General features: G+C 68.6%; 20 protein-coding genes. 4 read left to right on the plus strand and 16 right to left on the minus strand.

Annotation, left to right across the window (positions count from 1 at the left end; translation table 11 throughout):
• Positions 1–13: 13 nt before the first annotated feature.
• Positions 14–994, minus strand: coding sequence for a cation efflux transmembrane domain-containing protein (locus QRN21_RS13975; RefSeq protein ID WP_285364635.1), 981 nt, complete (start codon positions 992–994; stop codon positions 14–16).
• On the minus strand, positions 991–1,581 hold the full coding sequence (locus QRN21_RS13980) for a type 2 periplasmic-binding domain-containing protein (RefSeq protein ID WP_350223956.1): 591 nt from the start codon (positions 1,579–1,581) through the stop codon (positions 991–993). The genes QRN21_RS13975 and QRN21_RS13980 overlap by 4 nt, the downstream gene beginning before the upstream one ends.
• 39 nt (positions 1,582–1,620) lie before the next feature.
• Between QRN21_RS13980 and QRN21_RS13985 the strand changes: the two genes are divergently transcribed.
• Positions 1,621–2,904: a hypothetical protein gene (locus QRN21_RS13985; RefSeq protein WP_053097619.1), complete on the plus strand. Its 1,284-nt coding sequence runs from the start codon at positions 1,621–1,623 to the stop codon at positions 2,902–2,904.
• 350 nt (positions 2,905–3,254) lie between these two features.
• Here QRN21_RS13985 and QRN21_RS13990 read toward each other — a convergent pair whose 3' ends face one another.
• From QRN21_RS13990 to QRN21_RS14020, 7 genes are all read right to left on the minus strand, one after another.
• The gene (locus QRN21_RS13990) at positions 3,255–3,812 is read right to left on the minus strand and encodes a hypothetical protein (RefSeq protein ID WP_285364638.1); all 558 of its coding nucleotides are present in this window, start codon (positions 3,810–3,812) and stop codon (positions 3,255–3,257) included.
• Positions 3,809–4,510, minus strand: a complete 702-nt coding sequence (locus QRN21_RS13995) for a hypothetical protein (protein WP_285364640.1) — start codon at positions 4,508–4,510, stop codon at positions 3,809–3,811. The genes QRN21_RS13990 and QRN21_RS13995 overlap by 4 nt, the downstream gene beginning before the upstream one ends.
• Before the next feature lie 37 nt (positions 4,511–4,547).
• Positions 4,548–5,330: an endo alpha-1,4 polygalactosaminidase gene (locus QRN21_RS14000; protein ID WP_442922969.1), complete on the minus strand. Its 783-nt coding sequence runs from the start codon at positions 5,328–5,330 to the stop codon at positions 4,548–4,550.
• 32 nt (positions 5,331–5,362) lie between these two features.
• Complete coding sequence (locus QRN21_RS14005; protein ID WP_072591748.1) at positions 5,363–6,058, minus strand: DUF899 family protein; 696 nt, start codon at positions 6,056–6,058, stop codon at positions 5,363–5,365.
• 61 nt (positions 6,059–6,119) lie between these two features.
• Positions 6,120–7,526, minus strand: coding sequence for an MFS transporter (locus tag QRN21_RS14010; protein ID WP_285364642.1), 1,407 nt, complete (start codon positions 7,524–7,526; stop codon positions 6,120–6,122).
• 38 nt (positions 7,527–7,564) lie between these two features.
• A complete protein-coding gene (locus QRN21_RS14015; RefSeq protein WP_285364644.1) occupies positions 7,565–8,635 on the minus strand; it encodes a carboxylate-amine ligase in 1,071 nt (356 codons plus the stop codon).
• Between the two features lie 10 nt (positions 8,636–8,645).
• Positions 8,646–8,912, minus strand: a complete 267-nt coding sequence (locus QRN21_RS14020; RefSeq protein ID WP_056279581.1) for a DUF7218 family protein — start codon at positions 8,910–8,912, stop codon at positions 8,646–8,648.
• A gap of 123 nt (positions 8,913–9,035) precedes the next feature.
• Between QRN21_RS14020 and QRN21_RS14025 the strand changes: the two genes are divergently transcribed.
• On the plus strand, positions 9,036–9,200 hold the full coding sequence (locus tag QRN21_RS14025; protein ID WP_167347464.1) for a hypothetical protein: 165 nt from the start codon (positions 9,036–9,038) through the stop codon (positions 9,198–9,200).
• 47 nt (positions 9,201–9,247) lie between these two features.
• On the opposite strand, the gene QRN21_RS14030 is transcribed toward QRN21_RS14025, so the two are convergent.
• Positions 9,248–9,454, minus strand: a complete 207-nt coding sequence (locus tag QRN21_RS14030; RefSeq protein ID WP_053097611.1) for a CsbD family protein — start codon at positions 9,452–9,454, stop codon at positions 9,248–9,250.
• 167 nt (positions 9,455–9,621) lie between these two features.
• Positions 9,622–9,882, minus strand: coding sequence for a hypothetical protein (locus QRN21_RS14035; RefSeq protein WP_232224473.1), 261 nt, complete (start codon positions 9,880–9,882; stop codon positions 9,622–9,624).
• On the opposite strand from QRN21_RS14035, the gene QRN21_RS14040 reads away from it, so the two are divergent.
• Positions 9,785–10,060, plus strand: coding sequence for a four-helix bundle copper-binding protein (locus QRN21_RS14040; protein ID WP_502883104.1), 276 nt, complete (start codon positions 9,785–9,787; stop codon positions 10,058–10,060). The two genes, QRN21_RS14035 and QRN21_RS14040, sit on opposite strands and share 98 nt — an antisense overlap.
• Before the next feature lie 24 nt (positions 10,061–10,084).
• Here the strand turns inward: QRN21_RS14040 and QRN21_RS14045 are convergent, their stop codons facing one another.
• Complete coding sequence (locus tag QRN21_RS14045) at positions 10,085–10,447, minus strand: hypothetical protein (protein WP_285364647.1); 363 nt, start codon at positions 10,445–10,447, stop codon at positions 10,085–10,087.
• Between the two features lie 296 nt (positions 10,448–10,743).
• Here QRN21_RS14045 and QRN21_RS14050 point away from each other — a divergent pair, with 296 nt between their 5' ends.
• Positions 10,744–11,229, plus strand: a complete 486-nt coding sequence (locus QRN21_RS14050) for an FBP domain-containing protein (protein WP_285364650.1) — start codon at positions 10,744–10,746, stop codon at positions 11,227–11,229.
• Between the two features lie 4 nt (positions 11,230–11,233).
• Here QRN21_RS14050 and QRN21_RS14055 read toward each other — a convergent pair whose 3' ends face one another.
• The 4 genes from QRN21_RS14055 to QRN21_RS14070 form a co-directional block, all read right to left on the minus strand.
• Positions 11,234–13,534, minus strand: coding sequence for a beta-xylosidase/alpha-l-arabinosidase (locus tag QRN21_RS14055; protein ID WP_285364702.1), 2,301 nt, complete (start codon positions 13,532–13,534; stop codon positions 11,234–11,236).
• Positions 13,535–13,598: 64 nt separating this feature from the next.
• A complete protein-coding gene (locus QRN21_RS14060; RefSeq protein ID WP_056279587.1) occupies positions 13,599–14,489 on the minus strand; it encodes a carbohydrate ABC transporter permease in 891 nt (296 codons plus the stop codon).
• Complete coding sequence (locus QRN21_RS14065; RefSeq protein ID WP_082297874.1) at positions 14,486–15,517, minus strand: carbohydrate ABC transporter permease; 1,032 nt, start codon at positions 15,515–15,517, stop codon at positions 14,486–14,488. The genes QRN21_RS14060 and QRN21_RS14065 overlap by 4 nt, the downstream gene beginning before the upstream one ends.
• Entirely contained in the window at positions 15,498–16,793 is a 1,296-nt protein-coding gene (locus QRN21_RS14070; RefSeq protein ID WP_187250262.1) for an ABC transporter substrate-binding protein, read from the minus strand. Before QRN21_RS14070 ends, QRN21_RS14065 begins: the two co-directional genes overlap by 20 nt.
• Between the last annotated feature and the right edge of the window lie 161 nt (positions 16,794–16,954).

The raw sequence follows: 16,954 nt of genomic DNA on the forward strand, positions 1-16,954 counted from the left end.
GCTCCGAGCACGGTCAGTCGCGGCCCGAGGTGTCGACGCCCTGGGGGAGCTCCTCCACCGGGACGACGACCACATCCTGCACCTTCCAGTCGAGGTCGGTGATGCGCGTTGCGAGGTCGGTGACGTCGCCCATCGACACCTTTCCGCGATGCGGGACGACGAACGCCTCGATGTGGAAGACCTGCCCCTGATCCCGCATCCGCACTCCCGCCTGCGCGACCCAGGGGCGGGAGCGCATGGTCGAGATCACGTCACCGGCGAGCGGATGCGGGTGCTTGCTGTCGTACGTCCTGGCGCGCTGGTCCATGAGATCGATCACGGCGGTCTTGGTGTTGCGCCAGCCGTCCCACACGATCCCGAGCGAGATCACGAGAGCCGCAGCGCCGTCGAGCCACCACACGCCGGCACCCACACCGAGCACGCCGACGATCGAGGCGACCGTGGTCTGCCAGTCGGCCTTGGCCATGTCGGCGTCGGCGAAGAGCAGCTTGTTGTGCAGCACGGGCGCGAGCTTCGCCTTCGCCGGTCCGTAGAAGAACACCGGGCCGACGATGACCACGGCCATCACGGCGACCATCAGCCAGCCGAGCCAGATCGTCTGCCCGAACAGCTGCGCCGTGCCGATGGTCGGGTGCTCGCGGGCGATGAGCCCGGTCACCGCTTCGACCGCCAGATTGAGTCCGACCGCCAGCAGGGCGACGCCCGCCACGAGGTGTCCGATTCCCATCACGCGGTGCAGGCCGTAGGGATGCTTGACCGAGGGGCGCTTGCGGATGAAGATCAGCGCGACGAGGAAGGCGATCTGCGGGATCAGCGACAGCATGTCCTCGATCCACGCGGTGCGCATCGCCTGCGAGTTGCCGACGACCAGGGCGATCACCGCGATCGTCACCGACGTGTAGGCGATGGTGAACCATTCCCACCCGATCGCTCGGCGGAGCGCTGCGCGCTGCTCGTCCGGCAGCTCGGTGCGGCCGATCCGCTGCACGGTCATCGCGACCCCACCGCCTCGTCGAGGTGACGTTCGAGAGCGCTGAGGAACGCGTTCTCGCCGAGCGGCACGAGCATCACGATCTCGCGACCGTCGGCCCCGTCGATCTCGGGATAGCCGCGGGTGACCCCGGCCTTGTCGATCCAGGGGGTGTCAGAGGTGAAGCCGCCCGCCACGAGATCGAGGTCGCCGCGCTCCAGCATCCCGACCAGTGTCTCCTCCGACCCGTATGTCCAGTCGATGTCGGCGTCGATGCTGTCGGCGAAGCCTGTCACGAGGTCGGGGATGCTGCCTGTGGGGGTGTCGCGATCGGTGTCGACCAGCCCGGGATCGGCCGAGACGCCGACCCTCAGGTCAGCGCCGGTCGCCGACGCGAGAGTGCCGTCCGGGTCGGCCGGGATGGTCAGGCCGCAGCCCGAGAGTGCGGCGGCGAGCAACAGCGCCACTGCGGCCGAGACGGCGCGGCGGGGAGTCCACGTCGATGCGTTCACGACGACATGGTGCCCCCGCAGGGCGGCGGTGAGAACCGGGTTGACGCCCGATGTGGCGCGGAGTATGCCGCTGGCGTGAGCCGGGGTCGGTGTCCTCATGCCGCTCGACGACGGTGATCCACCGGTACGGTAGGGCACATGTCACAGGCCCTCCGCACGTTCGGGCGCATCCTCGCCCGACATTGGCCTGCGCTCATGGCCTGGTATCTCGGGGGCGAGGCGCTGCATCGCGTACTGATCGAGCTCGCCGGCTTCGTCGGCGGTCACACCACGCTCGGGGGCCTGCTGCTGCTGCCGCTGGCGGTCGCCGCCCGACTCGTCGCGTACGTCGCGATGTATCTCACTGTGCGCCCCTCCTTGCCGCACAGCCGGAGGGAGGATGCCGGTGGCCTCCGCGAGTTCGCCTCCGCGACTCTCGCCGCGATCCTGCCGTTCTTCGCCTTCTACACCGCGTGGGGTCTGCTCGATGCCGACCAGATCGAGTTCTTCCAGATCGCGAGCGCGATCGCGCTGGCCGATTCCGGGTACGACCTCGTCCAGATGGGCGATCGCGGTGGTGTCATCGCGGTCGGCGTGCTGCCGGTGACGGTGCTCGTGATCGCGTTGATCGCACGACTGCTCTTCACGCGCTTCGCCGACCGGCTGCCGCGGTGGACGATCATCCTGGCCACCTATGCCGAGGTGCTGTGGACCTTCATGCTCTTCACACTCGTCGCACGGTGGTGGGTCAGCGTCCTGGACTGGTTCGGTGAACGAGAGGCGGCCGGGTGGCTGCAGAGCCTCGGCGACTGGTTCTCGGTGAACATCGAACCCATCGCCGCCGTATGGGAAGGGGCGACCTGGCTGGCCGGAATCCTCGTCGCCGCACTCCTCGTCCCCGCGGCCTGGCTCACGGTCGCCGGTGTGATCTTCGGCACGACCTTCGACTCGACTCCGCCGTTCGCACGCGTCGGCGGGGGAGCGGCGCGAGGGGCGGCGCTGAGCATCGCGCGCACGCTGGTGATGCGACTCGAAGGCCTCTGGGCTGCCGTCGCGGTGATCTGGCGTGGCGGGCCATTGCTCTTCGGCGTCTACGCACTGGCCTACGCCGCGTGGGGCTTCGCCGAGCAGGCGGGCACCCGGGGAGTGCTGCTGCTGATCGGGGGCCACGAATCGTCGTTCTGGGCGGGGTTCTTCCCGCTCGTCACCGTCGCCATCGGTGCCGTCGCCGAACCGCTCAGGGTGGCGATCGTCGCCACGGCCTATGACGCCGTCATCGGCCGGCCCCGGTCTGGCCTCGACACCCGCCCGTCAGGGCTCGATACGGAAGCGGGCGAGGTCGTCGTCACTGCCCTCGATGTCGAGCAGGAACGGGCCATCGGCGTCGTCGGGAAGCAGGAAGGTCAGCAGGATGCGGTACGACGCCGGCTCGGCGATGCATGAGCTCTCGCCCTCGTCGTAGGGCACATCGAGGTCTGCGCGAGAGCTGAGCCAGGTGCGATCGGCGTCGATCTCTGTGAGCGTCGTCTGTCCGCAGAGCGATGCCGCGGATCCGCCGCTCGACGACAGTCGGACGCTGAGGGTGCGGGTCCCCGCAGGCGCCTCGAACTCCGCCCATTCCGTGGGCCCGAGCGTGAGGGTCTGTCCGGCGATGTCGACCGTCGTGTCGGCGTCGATCACCCGATCCGTCGGCCGGATGCTCGGCGCGATGTCGAGCCATGCCGTGGCGCTGACCATCGCGACGGCCGCGATCGCCACCGCGATCAGCCCGGTCCGCTGCGTCCGCCACCAGCTCATGGGATCCGCAGTTCGGGGTCATCGAGCTCGAGACTCGGCGTGCGAGGAAGGTCGTCCAGTTCGACCGCGATCGCGATCACGTCGTCGAGCTCGGCGGTGAAGTACGAGGAGATGAGACGCAGGTCCGCCTGCCCCGATGTCAGATCCGGTGGCAGCTCGAAGGCCAGCGTCCCGACCGTGTCGATGCCGAGTCGCAGCGGGGTCGACGTCAGCGTCGCGTCGGGTCGCTCGCTGGCCTGGAACACGCGATCGTCGATCGTCAGCGTCGCGAGCTGGATGGCGGCATCCACCTCCGTGCGGGGCGCCGAGGCGATCACCGTCACGACGAGCCAGTTCCCCTCCGCGCTCCAGTCGCCACCGGACACCGCCACCTGGTCCGCGAACGTCGCGTCCGTCGCTGCCGCGATCAGAGTGCGGGATTCGACGGGGTCGCCGAAGGCGCCACGCACGACGGTCGGACCGATGACGTCGTCATCGGTCGGGGTGACGGCGGTCAGCCCGCCGGCCGCGACCACCAGCGCAGCGCCGACCAGCCAGGGGGTCGCGCGTCTCATCGTGTCTCCTGGGCGGTGACCGAGATGCGTGCGCTGAGGGCGGCAGGGCGCCACGTGACCGCTCGTGAGGAGAGGATCACCGCTCCACGCTGGATCTGCACCTCGTGCACGTCGAGCGCGACGGAACCGTCGAGGAACGCGTCCTCGGGTATGGTCCAGGCGAAGGTCACCTGGCTGGGGACGCCCGGCTGCAGGATGACCTGGCCGGATGACCCGTCCGCTCGCCAGACCGCCACCGAGTCGCTCGCGGGGACGCCTGCGAGGTCGAGAAGCGGACGGCTGGTGTTCACGAACCCGGTGCTTATGCGGTCGACGGTGGTGCCGACTCCGATCGGAGCATCCGAGAGATTCTCCATACGCGTGCTCATCACGAGCAGCTTCTCGCCGGGCTCCGCCTCGAGATACTCCGACTCGACCTCGGTGACGAACTCGGCGTCGAGCACGGTGATCGCGTAATGCGAGGTGCGCACCTCCTCATCCGCGCCGCGCAGCGTCGGCGAAGCCTCTGCACGGGTGAACCCGCCCATCGCCGCGACGACGATGGCCACGGCGGCGACTGCGACTGCGGCGAACCAGATCCATCGGGGCAGCTCGGAGATCCCGCGCGTCCACCGGGAGGCAGCGTGCCGCACGACCTGCGCGGGCGCCGGGCGCGCGGCCGCAGGCGTGGCGCCACCGTGATCCCCCGTCATGCTCACGGGGCCAGCATATCGATGTGCATTGCTGAGGCGACGGTCAGCGATCGCAGGTCTCGAACACGTACCCGTCGTCTGACGGCGTGACGAGGTCGCGGTCTCGCAGCACCATCGACGAGGGGGCGTCGTCGTCGGCGCACATCTCGTCGAACGACCGCGGCAGCTCGTCGGAGTACTCGATGTCGATCACGGCGTCTCCGTAGACGTCGGTGAACGCCCCGCACTCGTCGAAGACGCTGCACTCCTCGACGACGGCGAAGTCGAATCCTGCGCGCTCGCGCAGCACCGGTGCGTCTTCGGCGGCGTTCTTCTGCCCGGCTGCGAGTCCGGAGTCGTGGGCGACGTCGACCAGCAGCGCCGCGAGGGCGAGGTTGTCGTCGAGAGTGAGCGCGTCGTCCGAGCGGGTGTACGAGTCGAGGTTGTCGAACTCGACCGCGTCGAATCCCGACTCGGCGCACCCCTCGATCCACGGTCCGGCGATCTCGGCGATGCGCTCGCGGCGCTCGTCCGTCGACGTGTCGAGCAGAGCCTCATCGGGCCAATCGGGGTCGAACACCGGCTCGCCGTCGCTTTGCAGCACGAGGTCGTCGGGCCAGGTGTCGAGCTCGCCCGGCTGGGTCTGGAATCCGTTCACATAGCAGACCGAGTACAGCCCGTCGGCGGGCACATCCGAGCGGTCCCGGCCGACGATGCCGACTCCGTCGGCGGGGTCGTAGCCGCCGCCGAGCTGATAGTCGGGGGTCGCTCCCGCGGGGGGAAGGGCGAACTGCGCCGGAGGGTCGGAGATGGTCGTGACGCACCCTGTGAGCGTGAGGACCAGCACGGCGATGGCGGCGACCTCGACCGTGGCGCGCCTCAGCTGCCGGCCCCGTACAGTGCGGCGATCTCTTTCGAACCCATCCCTTGAGAATACGTCTCATGCTGGGGCCAGCCGGCGGGGGAGTCCTCCCACTCCTCCTGTCGGCCGAAGGGCAGCAGATCGACGAGACCCTGCAGCTGGCTCATGCGCTCGGTGCCACGGCCGTTCGTGTGCCACGTGCGATAGACCGTGTCGCCGTCGCGGAGCAGCACGTTCACGCCGAAGCCCTCGTTCGGACCGGCGTCCATGTCGGCACCGAAGGTGCTGTCGGCGCTCGAATACCAGGTCATGCGGTTGCCCACCCTGTCGCGGTAGGCCAGTGCCTCATCGATCGGTCCGTTCGTCACGATCACGAAGCGGGCGTCGTAGTAGCGCTCGAGGAAGTCGAGGCGGGTGAACTGCGACGTGAAGCCGGTGCAGCCGGGGCATTGCCACTCATTGCCGTCGGTCCACATGTGGTTGTAGACGATGAGCTGGCGGTGCTCGCCGAAGATCTCGGGCAGCCGCACCGGCCCGTCTTCGCCGACGAGCGTGTAGTCGGGCAGCTCGACCATCGGCAGTCGTCGTCGTTGTGCCGCGATCGCATCGAGTTCTCGCGTCGCCGCCTTCTCACGCACGCGCAGTGCGTCGAGCTCGCGACGCCACGTGTCAACGTCGACGACGGGCGGAAGGGGCGTCTGGGGCGTGCTCACGGTGGACCTCCGGGTGCTCGGTAGGACGATGCCCCCAGTGTGCGCCCGACCACCGACATCGTCAACCGATCGGCGAGGGTGCCCCGTCGACGGCCGGAGCCTCGGCCTCCTCGGCCGGATTGCGGCGGATGCCGATCCACGACACCACACCGCCGAGCACGAGCAGCGCGGCGGTGACCCAGGCCGCGTTGTGGAAGCCCGCGAGATCGAGCGTGCCGCCGATGATGGTCGACAGCATCGCGACGACGAGCAGCCCGGCGACGCGGGAGACCGCGTTGTTGACCGCGGAGGCGATGCCCGAGCGGGATTCGTCGATGGCGCCGAGGATCGCCGAGGTGAGCGGAGCCACGGTGAGCGAGAGCCCGAGGCCGAGCACGATCATCGCCGGCAATACCTGCCACCAGTAGTCGAAGTCCTCGCGGACGAGCAGCAGCATCAGCGCGCCGACCGCCATGATGAGCGGACCGACGGTCATGAAGATGCGGGGCCCGAAACGACCGGCCCAGGATCCGGCGCGCGAGCTGACGAGGATCATCAGGATCGTCATCGGCAGGCTCGCGAGGCCGGCCGCCGTGGCACTGAGACCTCCGCCCTGCTGCAGGTAGACGCCGACGACGAAGCCGTTGAGCGACAGTGCGGCGTAGACGAAGAGGGTGGCGAGGTTGCCCCAGGCGAAGTCGCGCACCCGGAACAGCGACAGCGGCATCAGCGGCGAGGCCGAGCGCTGCTGGCGTACGAGGAACCAGGCGAACAGCGCCGCTCCGGCGACGCCGGGCATCCAGATCGCAGGGGACTGCCACCCGAGGTTCGGCTGCTCGATCAGCGCGAAGACCACAGCGCCCAGACCGATCGCGCACAGCGCACCGCTGAGCCAGTCGACCCGCACACCGCTGGGGTGCTCCTTCAGCTTCAGGCGCGAGAGCAGCACGAGCGTGACGGCGATCGGCACCACGTTGATGAGGAAGACGAATCTCCACGAGAGGAAGTCGACGAAGAGCCCGCCCAGCAGGGGGCCGACCAGCTGTGCCGCCGTCGTGAACGCGGTCCAGACGCCGATCGCCCGCGACTGCACGTCGGCGCGCATGGTCGCCGTGATCAGCGCGAGCGAGCTGGGCACGAGCAGCGCACCCGCTGCGCCCTGCGCCGCGCGCGCGATGATCAGGATGAGGGGATCGGGTGCGGCGGCCACCGCGACGGATGCCACGCCGAAGGCGATCAGGCCGATGCGCATGACGAGCACCCGGCCGTAGGCGTCCGACAGCGACCCCGCGAGCAGGATCAGCGCGCTGAGAGTGATGAGGTACGCGTCGACCACCCACTGCTGAGTGGTGATGCCGCCGCCGAGCTCTCGGCTGATCGCGGGCAGGGCGACGGTCACCACGGTGCCGTCGAGGAAGGTCACGAAGGACGCGAGGACGGCGACGGATATCACGAGCCGCTGCAGCGGCGCGAAGCGAGAGGATGCCACACGGCGACACTACTGCCGCCGGGAGACCTCCGGGGCGGTCAGCGGGTCGCGGTGCTCGTCCGATACAGCTCGCGGAGTCCGGCGGCGCCGTCATCCGCGTAGGCGCGGTGCTGGCGCTGGGCGCCGGTGCCCTCGGATCGGAGGCGGGCGAGGCCGTCGACCACGAAATCGTCGTCGCCGAGCTGGGCGAGCGCCGGGCGCAGCCGTTCGAGCAGCCGGTCGGCGATCGTCCAGGCCGGTTCGATCGATCCGTCCACCGGGTCGACGAGGCGAGCATCCGTGCCGTATCTGGCCGCGGTCCACAGCGAGGCGTCGATCGCGTCGAGGCTCAGACCGTGACAGTCGTCGAGGGCGTCGCTCACCAGCAGCGCGCGAGTCAGGGCCACGGCGAGCAGCGTGTCGTCGACCGTCAGCTGCGCATCGAAGACGCGCACCTCGACGGTGGGGAACCTCTCGGACAGGCGGACGGTCCATGACAGCGAGCTGGCTTCGGCGATGGCCCCCATCGAGACCAGCTGATCAACGTGCGAGCGGTAGTCGCTCATATCGTGGAAGAGAGGAGGACTCCACGAGGCAGGAAGTCGACGGATCAGGATGCTGCGCCAACTCGCGTAGCCCGAATCCCGCCCGTGCGCGAACGGCGCATTGCCGGTGATGGCGAGCAACGGAGGCAACCAGGCCCGCACGCGGTTGACCACGCGGACGCGCTCCTCCTCGTCCGGCACCTCGACGTGGATGTGCAGGCCGTTGACCTCGTGCTCACGCGTGATCTCGACGAGCTGGGCGGACACCGCGTCGTAGTGGGGCGACGACGAGACCACGAGGCGGTTGGGCGAGATGAAGGGGGTGCCGGAGGCGGCCACGATCGATCCCTGCTCCGCAGCGACCTCGCCGAGAATCCCTCTCGTGCGACGCAGCTGCCCCTCGGCATCCGCTCGCGTGACGCACGGCTCGGTCGCCGACTCGAGCTGGCAGGTCAGATACTCAGGGGTGAGACCGGAGCCCGCCGCGTCGAGGATGCGCTCGCGCGTCTCGGGACTCATGGCCGACGGCACGAGTGTCTGCTCGTCGAGGAGGACGAACTCCTCCTCGACACCGAACCGGGCCACAGACGCGGACCTAATGATCGCGCAGCGCCGAGATGAGCTCGGCCTTGCGCTTGCCGCTGTAACCGGTGAGGCCGATCTCCTTGGCGCGTGTGCGCAGTTCGTCGACGGTCCAGTCCTCGTAGTCGCCGTGCTCGCCGCCTCGGCGCCCGACCGTGCTGCGGCCGTCTCTGGCTGCGGCGTTCGAGATCCTGGCGGCCTTCTCCTTCGAGGCGCCGTCATCGCGGAGCTCTTCGTACAGCTCCGGATCCTTCAGTGAGTTGTTCCTGCGTCCTGGCATGTCGTCTGCTCCTCTCGCACGGCGGGAAGCCCCGCGTCAAGGCCCTCCGGTGACAGGCCCCGGGGGTCTAGGTTGAGTGACCGATGGGCGCACTCCCCCGCGCCCCCAAGAAGGGAAAGACCGATGAACATCCTGCTGATCATCATCATCGTGGTCGCCATCATCCTGGCGATCACCGGCGGGCTCGTGCAGTCCCTGCAGTTCCTCCTGTGGGTCGGCCTGGTGCTGCTGGCCATCGCGGTCATCGCCTGGTTGATCCGAGCGATCTCCGGCAGCCGCACCCGCTGATCCACGCAGTGAGGCCCGCTTCGGCGGGCCTCACTCCGTTTCAGGGATCAGTCCCGGGAAGCGTCCCGCAGACCGTCGCCGACGTTGTGTGCGGCGTCCTTGACGTTCTCTCCGGCCTGCTTGACCGAAGCCTTCGTCTGGTCGGCGCGACCCTCGGCTTCGAGGCTCTCGTTGTCGGTCGCCTTTCCGACGCCCTCCTTGATCTTTCCGCCGGCCTTCTCCGCTGCGTTCTTGATGTCGTCTGCTCCACTCATGGCGCGATTCCTTTCATCAGTCGATCAATGGATGTCCACCGTCGCACGGACCGAGAATCCTGCACACGGGATTGACAACCGCGGTCGGGCGTGACAGCGCCACCTCCCCGTCGACGCGGACGTCGGCGACGACTAGCCTGGCCCCAGGCGGGTGGTCCTGCCCGCTCTCACCTCGGCTGCGGTCGACGAAGGAAGCGGTAGAACATGGACTCGATGATGATGGGCGCCATGCGCTCGAACATGATGTCGATGCCCGACATGGCGACCATGGACATGTCGGTCATGCAGGCCTGCATGGACGCGTGCTCGGCCTGTGAGCAGGCGTGCACGGTGTGCTCGACGCAGATGATGGACTGCTCGCCGGCATGCATGAACTGCGCGGACATGTGCAACACCATGATGCGGTCGATGATGCGGATGCAGGGCATGACCCCTGCGTCGATGATGGCGATGCTCGACGCCTGCATCGCGATGTGTCAGACGTGCATGGACGAGTGCATGGCGCACGCCGACCACAGCGAGGTGTGCAAGATGTGCGCTCAGACCTGCAAGGACTGCATGGACGCGTGCATGGCCGTCAAGGACATGATGATGGCGACCGCCTGAGCGGCAGCGAGTCGCACGGCGCCCTCAGGAGAGCGCGACGTTGAACTGCGTGCGACCGACGGCCAGCACGCCGTAGCGCACGTGCAGCGCGATCGGCGTGCCCGCAGGAGCCTCGAGCGCTGCGCCGCCGCTGTTCCACAGTGCGTGAGTCGCCCCGTCGAGGGTGCGCACCCTCAGCTCGCCGGTCGCCGCATCGGCGTGCTCGACGATCGCGTCGGCCCACTCGGTCGGGGTCGCCGATGCGATGCGCGCCTGGATCAGGTGCAGCGCGTGACCCGCCTCGAACGAGGAGCATGCGAAGCCGTGGCGGCACATGCACGCAGAACGCTCACGCACCGAGAGGGGCGAAAGGCGGTTCAGCGGCGTGGACACGGTGGTCTCCTTCATGAGCGGACGTTCCGGCAAGAGTAGGTCGGCTGTGGCAGCGAGGAAACCCGAGCCGACATGCTCCGAAACAAACGGGCGTAGACTCTCGGGGTGCTGTTGTCGAAGAGCGCTCACCGGATTCCGGATCGAGCGCGGAATGGAGCCGTGGGCGCGTTCAGCGCCACGGACAGAGGCTGACGATCGGCCGGAGGCGGAACATCCCGTCCCCGGAACCACGTCGTACCCGGCATCCGTGCGGATGCCGCCCTTCATTCCTCTCCGCCGCCCTATTGCGGCCCACACGAAAGCACCGACCCATGCGTCCCATCGACGAGCGCACCCTGCGCGCCTCCTTCATCAACGCCTCCCGCAAGGAGGTCTCCGATCTCACCCTGCCCGCCGGCTTCGCCGACCTCGACGTCGAGAAGCTCGACTACCTCGGCTGGGTCGACCCCAAGCTCCCTCGACGTTCCTATGTCGTCGCCTGGGTCGATGACGTCCTCGCCGGCGTGATCCTGCAGCGCGCCGAGCAGCGCGTCACGGCCAGAGCCCAGTGCTCCTGGTGCGAGGACGTCACCCTGCGCAACGACGTGCAGCTGTACGTCGCCCGCAAGGCGGGTCCGGCCGGCCGCAAGGGCGACAGCATCGGCACTCTCGTCTGCGCGGAGTTCGGATGCTCGCAGAACGTGCGCGTGCTGCCGCCGCTCGCGTACGAGGGCTACGACCGCGAGCTCGCCCGCGAGATGCGCATCCTGAAGCTCCAGGAGCACGTGAGCGCGTTCATCGCGGGTGTGAAGGGCTGACGCCTCACACGATCTCGAGCCGGGCGACCGTCTCCTCCTCGTCACAGGCGCCGCCGACCCACAGGCGTATGGCTCCTGCTTCGGCCCGCTTGACGCCGTCGAGCCCGGTGAAGGCCAGCCGGTCGATGGGCACGTCGAACTCGACGATCTGCTCGGCGCCGGGCGCGAGCGCGACCCGCCGGAAGTCCAGCAGCTGGGCGACCGGACGGGTCACGCTCGCGACCTCGTCGTGCGCGTAGAGCTGCACGACGTCCGTCGCGGCGATCTCGCCGGTGTTGCGCACGCGCACCGTCGCCCGGAAGTTCTCCCCCGAGGTGACCGATGCGGGTGCGGTGAGCTGATCGTGGGCGAAGGTCGTGTAGCTGAGACCGAAGCCGAAGGGCCGCACGGGCGTGGAGTCGGCGCTCGTGACATCCGTGAGCCCGCCCAGCACGGGGTGCAGATACGAGTACGGCTGCGCTCCCGCCGAACGCGGCAGCGATACCGGCAGCCGACCCGACGGAGCGACGCGACCGCTCAGCAGCCGCGCGATCGCGGGGCCGCCCTCCTCGCCGGGGAAGAACGTCTGCAGCACAGCCGCGGGGATGCCCGCGGATGCCTCGTTCGCCACAACAGAGCCGTCGACCGCTCCGAGGCCGGTCATGGTCCCGGCGGCGCCCGCACGGGTCGGCAGCGCCCAGTCGAGGACGTACGGACGTCCGGTCATCGCGATGAGGATCACAGGAGTGCCGGTCGCGACGACGGCCTCGACCAGCTCGCGCTGGACGCCGGGGAGCTCGAGGTCCTCGACGTCGTTGCCCTCGCCCACGGTGCCTCGTCCGAAGAGGCCGGCGCGATCGCCCACCACGACGACGGCGACGTCGGCAGCGGAGGCGGCGTCGACCGCGGCGGGGATGCCGGAGCGATCGGAGCCCTCGACATCGCATCCGATCGCCGAGACGATCTCGGCGGCGGGGAACTCGTCGCGCAGCGAGCCGGCGACCGTCGGCAGATCGATGCCTGCGGGGGTGTCGGGGTGATGCGCGAGCACATGGTTGACGAACGAGTAACACCCCATCAGCGCTTCGGCGCTGTCGGCGTTCGGCCCGATCACGGCGATCCTGGCGGTGGTCGAGGGCGCGAGCGGCAGGGATCCGTCGTTGCTCAGCAGCACGATCGACTCCTCGGCGAGACGGCGCGCGAGCGCACGGTGCTCTGCCGGATCCAGGTCGATCGCGGTCGGAGGGGTGTCGAAGCCGGCATCCAGCAGCCCGAGCTCCTCTTTCTGCGCGAGCACCCGGCCCACGGCCCTGTCGAGGATCTCGACCGGGAGCCGACCGTCCCGCACCTGATCGGCGAGCGTGACGAAGGCGTCGGGCGAGGGCAGCTCGACATCGATTCCCGCTGTGAGCGCGAGCCTGGCGGCGTCCGCTGAGTCCGCGGCTGCGCGGTGCATGCTGTAGAGGAAGTCGACCGCGAAGTAGTCCGACACGACGACTCCGTCGAACCCCCAGCGATCGCGCAGGATGCCGGTCAGGTAGTGCGCGTCTGCCGTGACGGGAACGCCGTCGATGTCGACGTAGGAGTTCATCACGCTGCGGGCGCCGCCCTCCTGGATCGCCATCTCGAACGGCGGGAGCAGCACGTCCTCGATCTCTCGCACGCCCGCGCTCACGGGCGCGTGATTGCGTCCGGCCTTCGAAGCGGAGTATCCGATGAAGTGCTTCAGGGTCGCGTGCACGCCCTCGGACTGGAGGCCGCGGACATACGCCGTGCCCACCCGGCCGACGACCAGCGGGTCCTCGGCGATGCACTCGTCGACCCGGCCCCAACGGGGGTCGCGGATGACGTCGAGCACGGGAGCGAGGCCCTGATGGATCCCGAGTGCGCGCATCGATGATCCGACCGCTCGGCCCACCTCCTCGACGAGCTCGGGGTCGAACGCGGCGCCCCAGGCGAGCGGCGTCGGGAAGGTCGCTGCCTTCCAGGCGGCGAGACCGGTCAGGCACTCCTCATGCACGATGGCGGGGATGCCGAGTCTGGTCTGCTCCTTCAGGCGGCGCTGCTCGGCCCACAGCCACTCGGCGCGTTCCACAGGGTCGACCGGACGTGTGCCGTACACGCGGGTGAGGTGACCGATCCCGTGCGCCGAGGCGTCCTCGTAGCGGGTCGAGCTCTTCTTCTCGCCCGACATCGGCGCGACGACCTCGACGCCCTGGTCCACCCAGAAGCCGACGAGCTGCGCCTGCTTCTCCTCGAGGGTCATCCGCGCGAGGAGCTCCTCGACGCGGGGCGAGCGCGGCGCGGCGCCTGCGTACTGCGACATCTTGTTCTCTTTCTCGTTCTCGTTCTCGTTCTCGTCGACGTGTGGGGTCGCGACGGCGACCGTGTCAGCCCTTGACAGCACCGGTCAGCCCTCCCACGATCCGCCGTTCGAACAGGCTGAAGAAGATCAGCGCAGGGATCATCGACAGAGAGGTGAATGCCAGCACTTTCGCGGTGTCGACCGAGTACTGCGAGGCGAACGACTGCACGCCGAGCGGCAAGGTGAACGCCGAGGCGTCGTTGAGGATGAACAGCGGCAGCAGATAGCCGTTCCAGCTGCCGATGAACGCCAGGATGCCGGTCGTGATCACTCCCGGCAGGGAGAGCGGCAGCACCATCCGCCAGAAGAACCCGATGCGGCTGCATCCGTCGATGAACGCGGCCTCCTCGATCTCATCGGGGATCGCCCGGAGGAACGGCACGAGGATGATGATGGTCGTCGGCAGGGCGAAGGCGATCTGCGGCAGGATCACTCCGCCGAGCGAGTTCATCAGCCCGAGACTGCGCACCACGATGTACAGCGGCGTGATCGCCACGGTCAGCGGGAACATCAGGCCCGCGGCGAAGAAGGCGTAGAGCACGCCGCGACCGGCGAACCGGTATCGAGCGAGCACGTATGCCGCCATCAGCGCGAGAGCGACGGTGCCCACGGTGGTCGCGAGGGCGACGATCGTCGAGTTGCCCACGAGCCGCCAGAACACGTCGCCGGTGAGGACGTCGAGGTAGTTCGACACCACCCAGGGAGACGGGAACCCCGACGGGTCGGTCGTGATCTGCGCGTTCGTGCGGAACCCGCCGGTGATGATGTACGCGATGGGCGCGAGCATCAGTCCGACGGCGATCAGCGCGACGAAGTACACGGTCGGATGCGCCCACGGGAGCTTCGGCGTGGCGGTTCGACCCGGGCGTCCGAGACGGGCGGGTCGCTGGGTGACGAGCACCGAGGTGGCGGTCATCGGACGTACTCCTTCTGTGTGGTGGCGTCTGCACCGGAGTCGGCGTCTGCGTCTGCGACGGCATCCTGCGGGACGGCATCCTGCGACGCGCGCGACCGGGAGCCGCGCTTGCGACCCGATGCACCCGTGAGGGCGCCGTCGGTGTCCTTGCGCAGCACCGCACGCTGATAGATGAGAGCGACCACGAGCGAGATGAGGAACAGGACGACCGCGACCGCGTTGCCGTAGCCGTAGTTGCCGGCGTTCCGGCCTTCGGAGACCATGTAGGTCGCCATGGTCGACGTGCCCGCGGTGGAGGCGATGTACTGGCCCCAGATGATGTAGACGAGGTCGAACAGCTGCAGTGAGCCGATGATCGACAGGAACGCCCAGATGCGCAGAGTCGGCGCCAGGAGCGGCAGAGTGATGCGCCACTGGATCTGCCAGTAGGACGCGCCGTCGATCGCCGCCGCCTCGTGCAGCTCCTCCGGGATGCCCTGGAGGCCCGCGAGGAACAGGATGACCGCGAAGCCGATGTACTTCCACGTGATGATGGCCATCAGCGTCCAGATCGCGATGCCGGGATCCGACAGCCAGTCGGTGGCGAGGAACCCGAGGCCCATGTTCGTCAGCATCGCGTTGATCGCGCCGTTGGTCTGCAGCATCAGGCTCCACCCCGTGCCCACGACGACCTCGGAGATCACGTACGGGACGAAGATCAGCACGCGGATCAGCGACTGGCCGCGCATCTTGCGGTTGAGCAGCAGCGCCAGCACGATGGCGATCGGACCCTGGAGCACGAGGGAGAACACCAGGATGAACCCGTTGTGCGCGAGCGCGTCGTGGAACAGCGGATCCTGGAGGATCGTGAGGTAGTTCTTCAGCCCGACGAAGTCGGTGGGAGGGCCGTAGCCCTGCCAGCTGAAGAACCCGTAGTACGCCGCCATCAGCACCGGGAAGATGACGAAGGCGAGGAACACGAGCAGGGCGGGCCCGGCCAGAAGGATCACTTCCAGCCGGGCACGCATGTCACGCTTTCGCTGCGGCATCCTGCACAGCCTTGACGAGGTCTTCCGCGCTGCTGTTGCCGGCGAGCAGGTCGACCACGGCGACGTTCAGCGCGTTGCCCACGTTCTGGCCGTAGACGGTGTCGAGCCACTGCGTCGCGTAGGGGGCAGCGTTGTACGCCTCGAGGATCGTCTGCAGGTAGGGCTCGGTGACGGCCTCCTGAGCGACCGTGTTGACGGGCGGGGCGTTGAACGCCTTGTAGTACGCGGTCTGCACGTCCGAGGTGCCGATGTAGTTCAGGAAGTCGACGCAGGCGTCCGGTGCATCCACCGAGCACGAGTAGCCGTCGACGCCACCCATCATGGAGCCGGGTTCGCCGTCTCCGCCCTCGACCTCGGGGAACGGGAACCAGCTGAGGTCGGCCAGCGGCTTCTGATCAGGGGTGAGCGAGCCGATCACGCCGGGGTTCCAGGCGCCCATGAGCTCCATGGCGGCCTGGTGGTTCGCGATGAGGCCGGCCGAGCTGCCCGCGCCCTGCTGTGCGGGAGTCGTCAGGAATCCGGAGTTGAAGGGCTCGGTCTCGGCGAACGCCTGCAGGTCCTCACCGGCACGCACCCAGCAGTCGTCGCTGAAGTCCATCTCGTCCGCCGCGGCGGCGAGGGTGTCCGAGCTGCATTCGCGCAGCGCCAGCCAGTAGTACCAGTGCGCGGCGGGCCAGGCGTCCTTGGCGCCGAGTGCGATCGGGTCGATCCCCTCCGCCTTCAGCGCCTCGGTGGCGACCTCGAGCTCCTCGAGGGTCGTCGGGTTCTCGGTGATGCCGGCCTGGTCGAAGAGGTCCTGGCTGTAGAAGAGGCCGCCGGGCAGTACGGCGACGGGCATGGCGTAGATCTTGCCGTCAAGGCTGTTCGCCGAGTACGACGCATCGGGGATCTCGTCGGCGGCCGGGCCGTCGATGGCGTCGGTGAGGTCCTTGAGCTGGCCGGCCTTGACCATCGCCGCCATCTTGCCGCCACCGCGCTGCAGGAAGATGTCGGGGGCGTCGCCGGAGTTGAGGGCGGTCTGCAGCTTGCCGTCGAGATCCTCGTTCTGAATCGACTGGATGTCGATCGTGACGCCCGGGTTGTCCTTCTCGAAATCCGCGACGGTCTGTTCCCAGAACTCCACTCCGGGGCCCGTCGTCGAGTTGTGCCACAGGGTCATGCTGGTGTCGCCGCCGTCTCCGGAGCCGGACGAGTCCGCGGTGCAGCCCGAGAGCGCGAGCGCTCCGACGGCCAGGACCGTGACTGCGGAGGCGAGGGGGAGCCTTCTGCTGTTCATGTGATCGTTCTCCTCATCGAGTTGCGCGCCGCGTCACTGCGGGGCGCCTGCGGACACTCTGGTGAGACCGCAGTGGCATGAGTCTCCGGCGGACGCGCTCGATCGTCAAACGTTTTCGAAAACAGTTTCCATTGCGATCGGCGGGAGACTACGCTGGCGTC

Source organism: Microbacterium sp. LMC-P-041 (assembly GCF_030209555.1).
GTDB lineage: Bacteria > Actinomycetota > Actinomycetes > Actinomycetales > Microbacteriaceae > Microbacterium.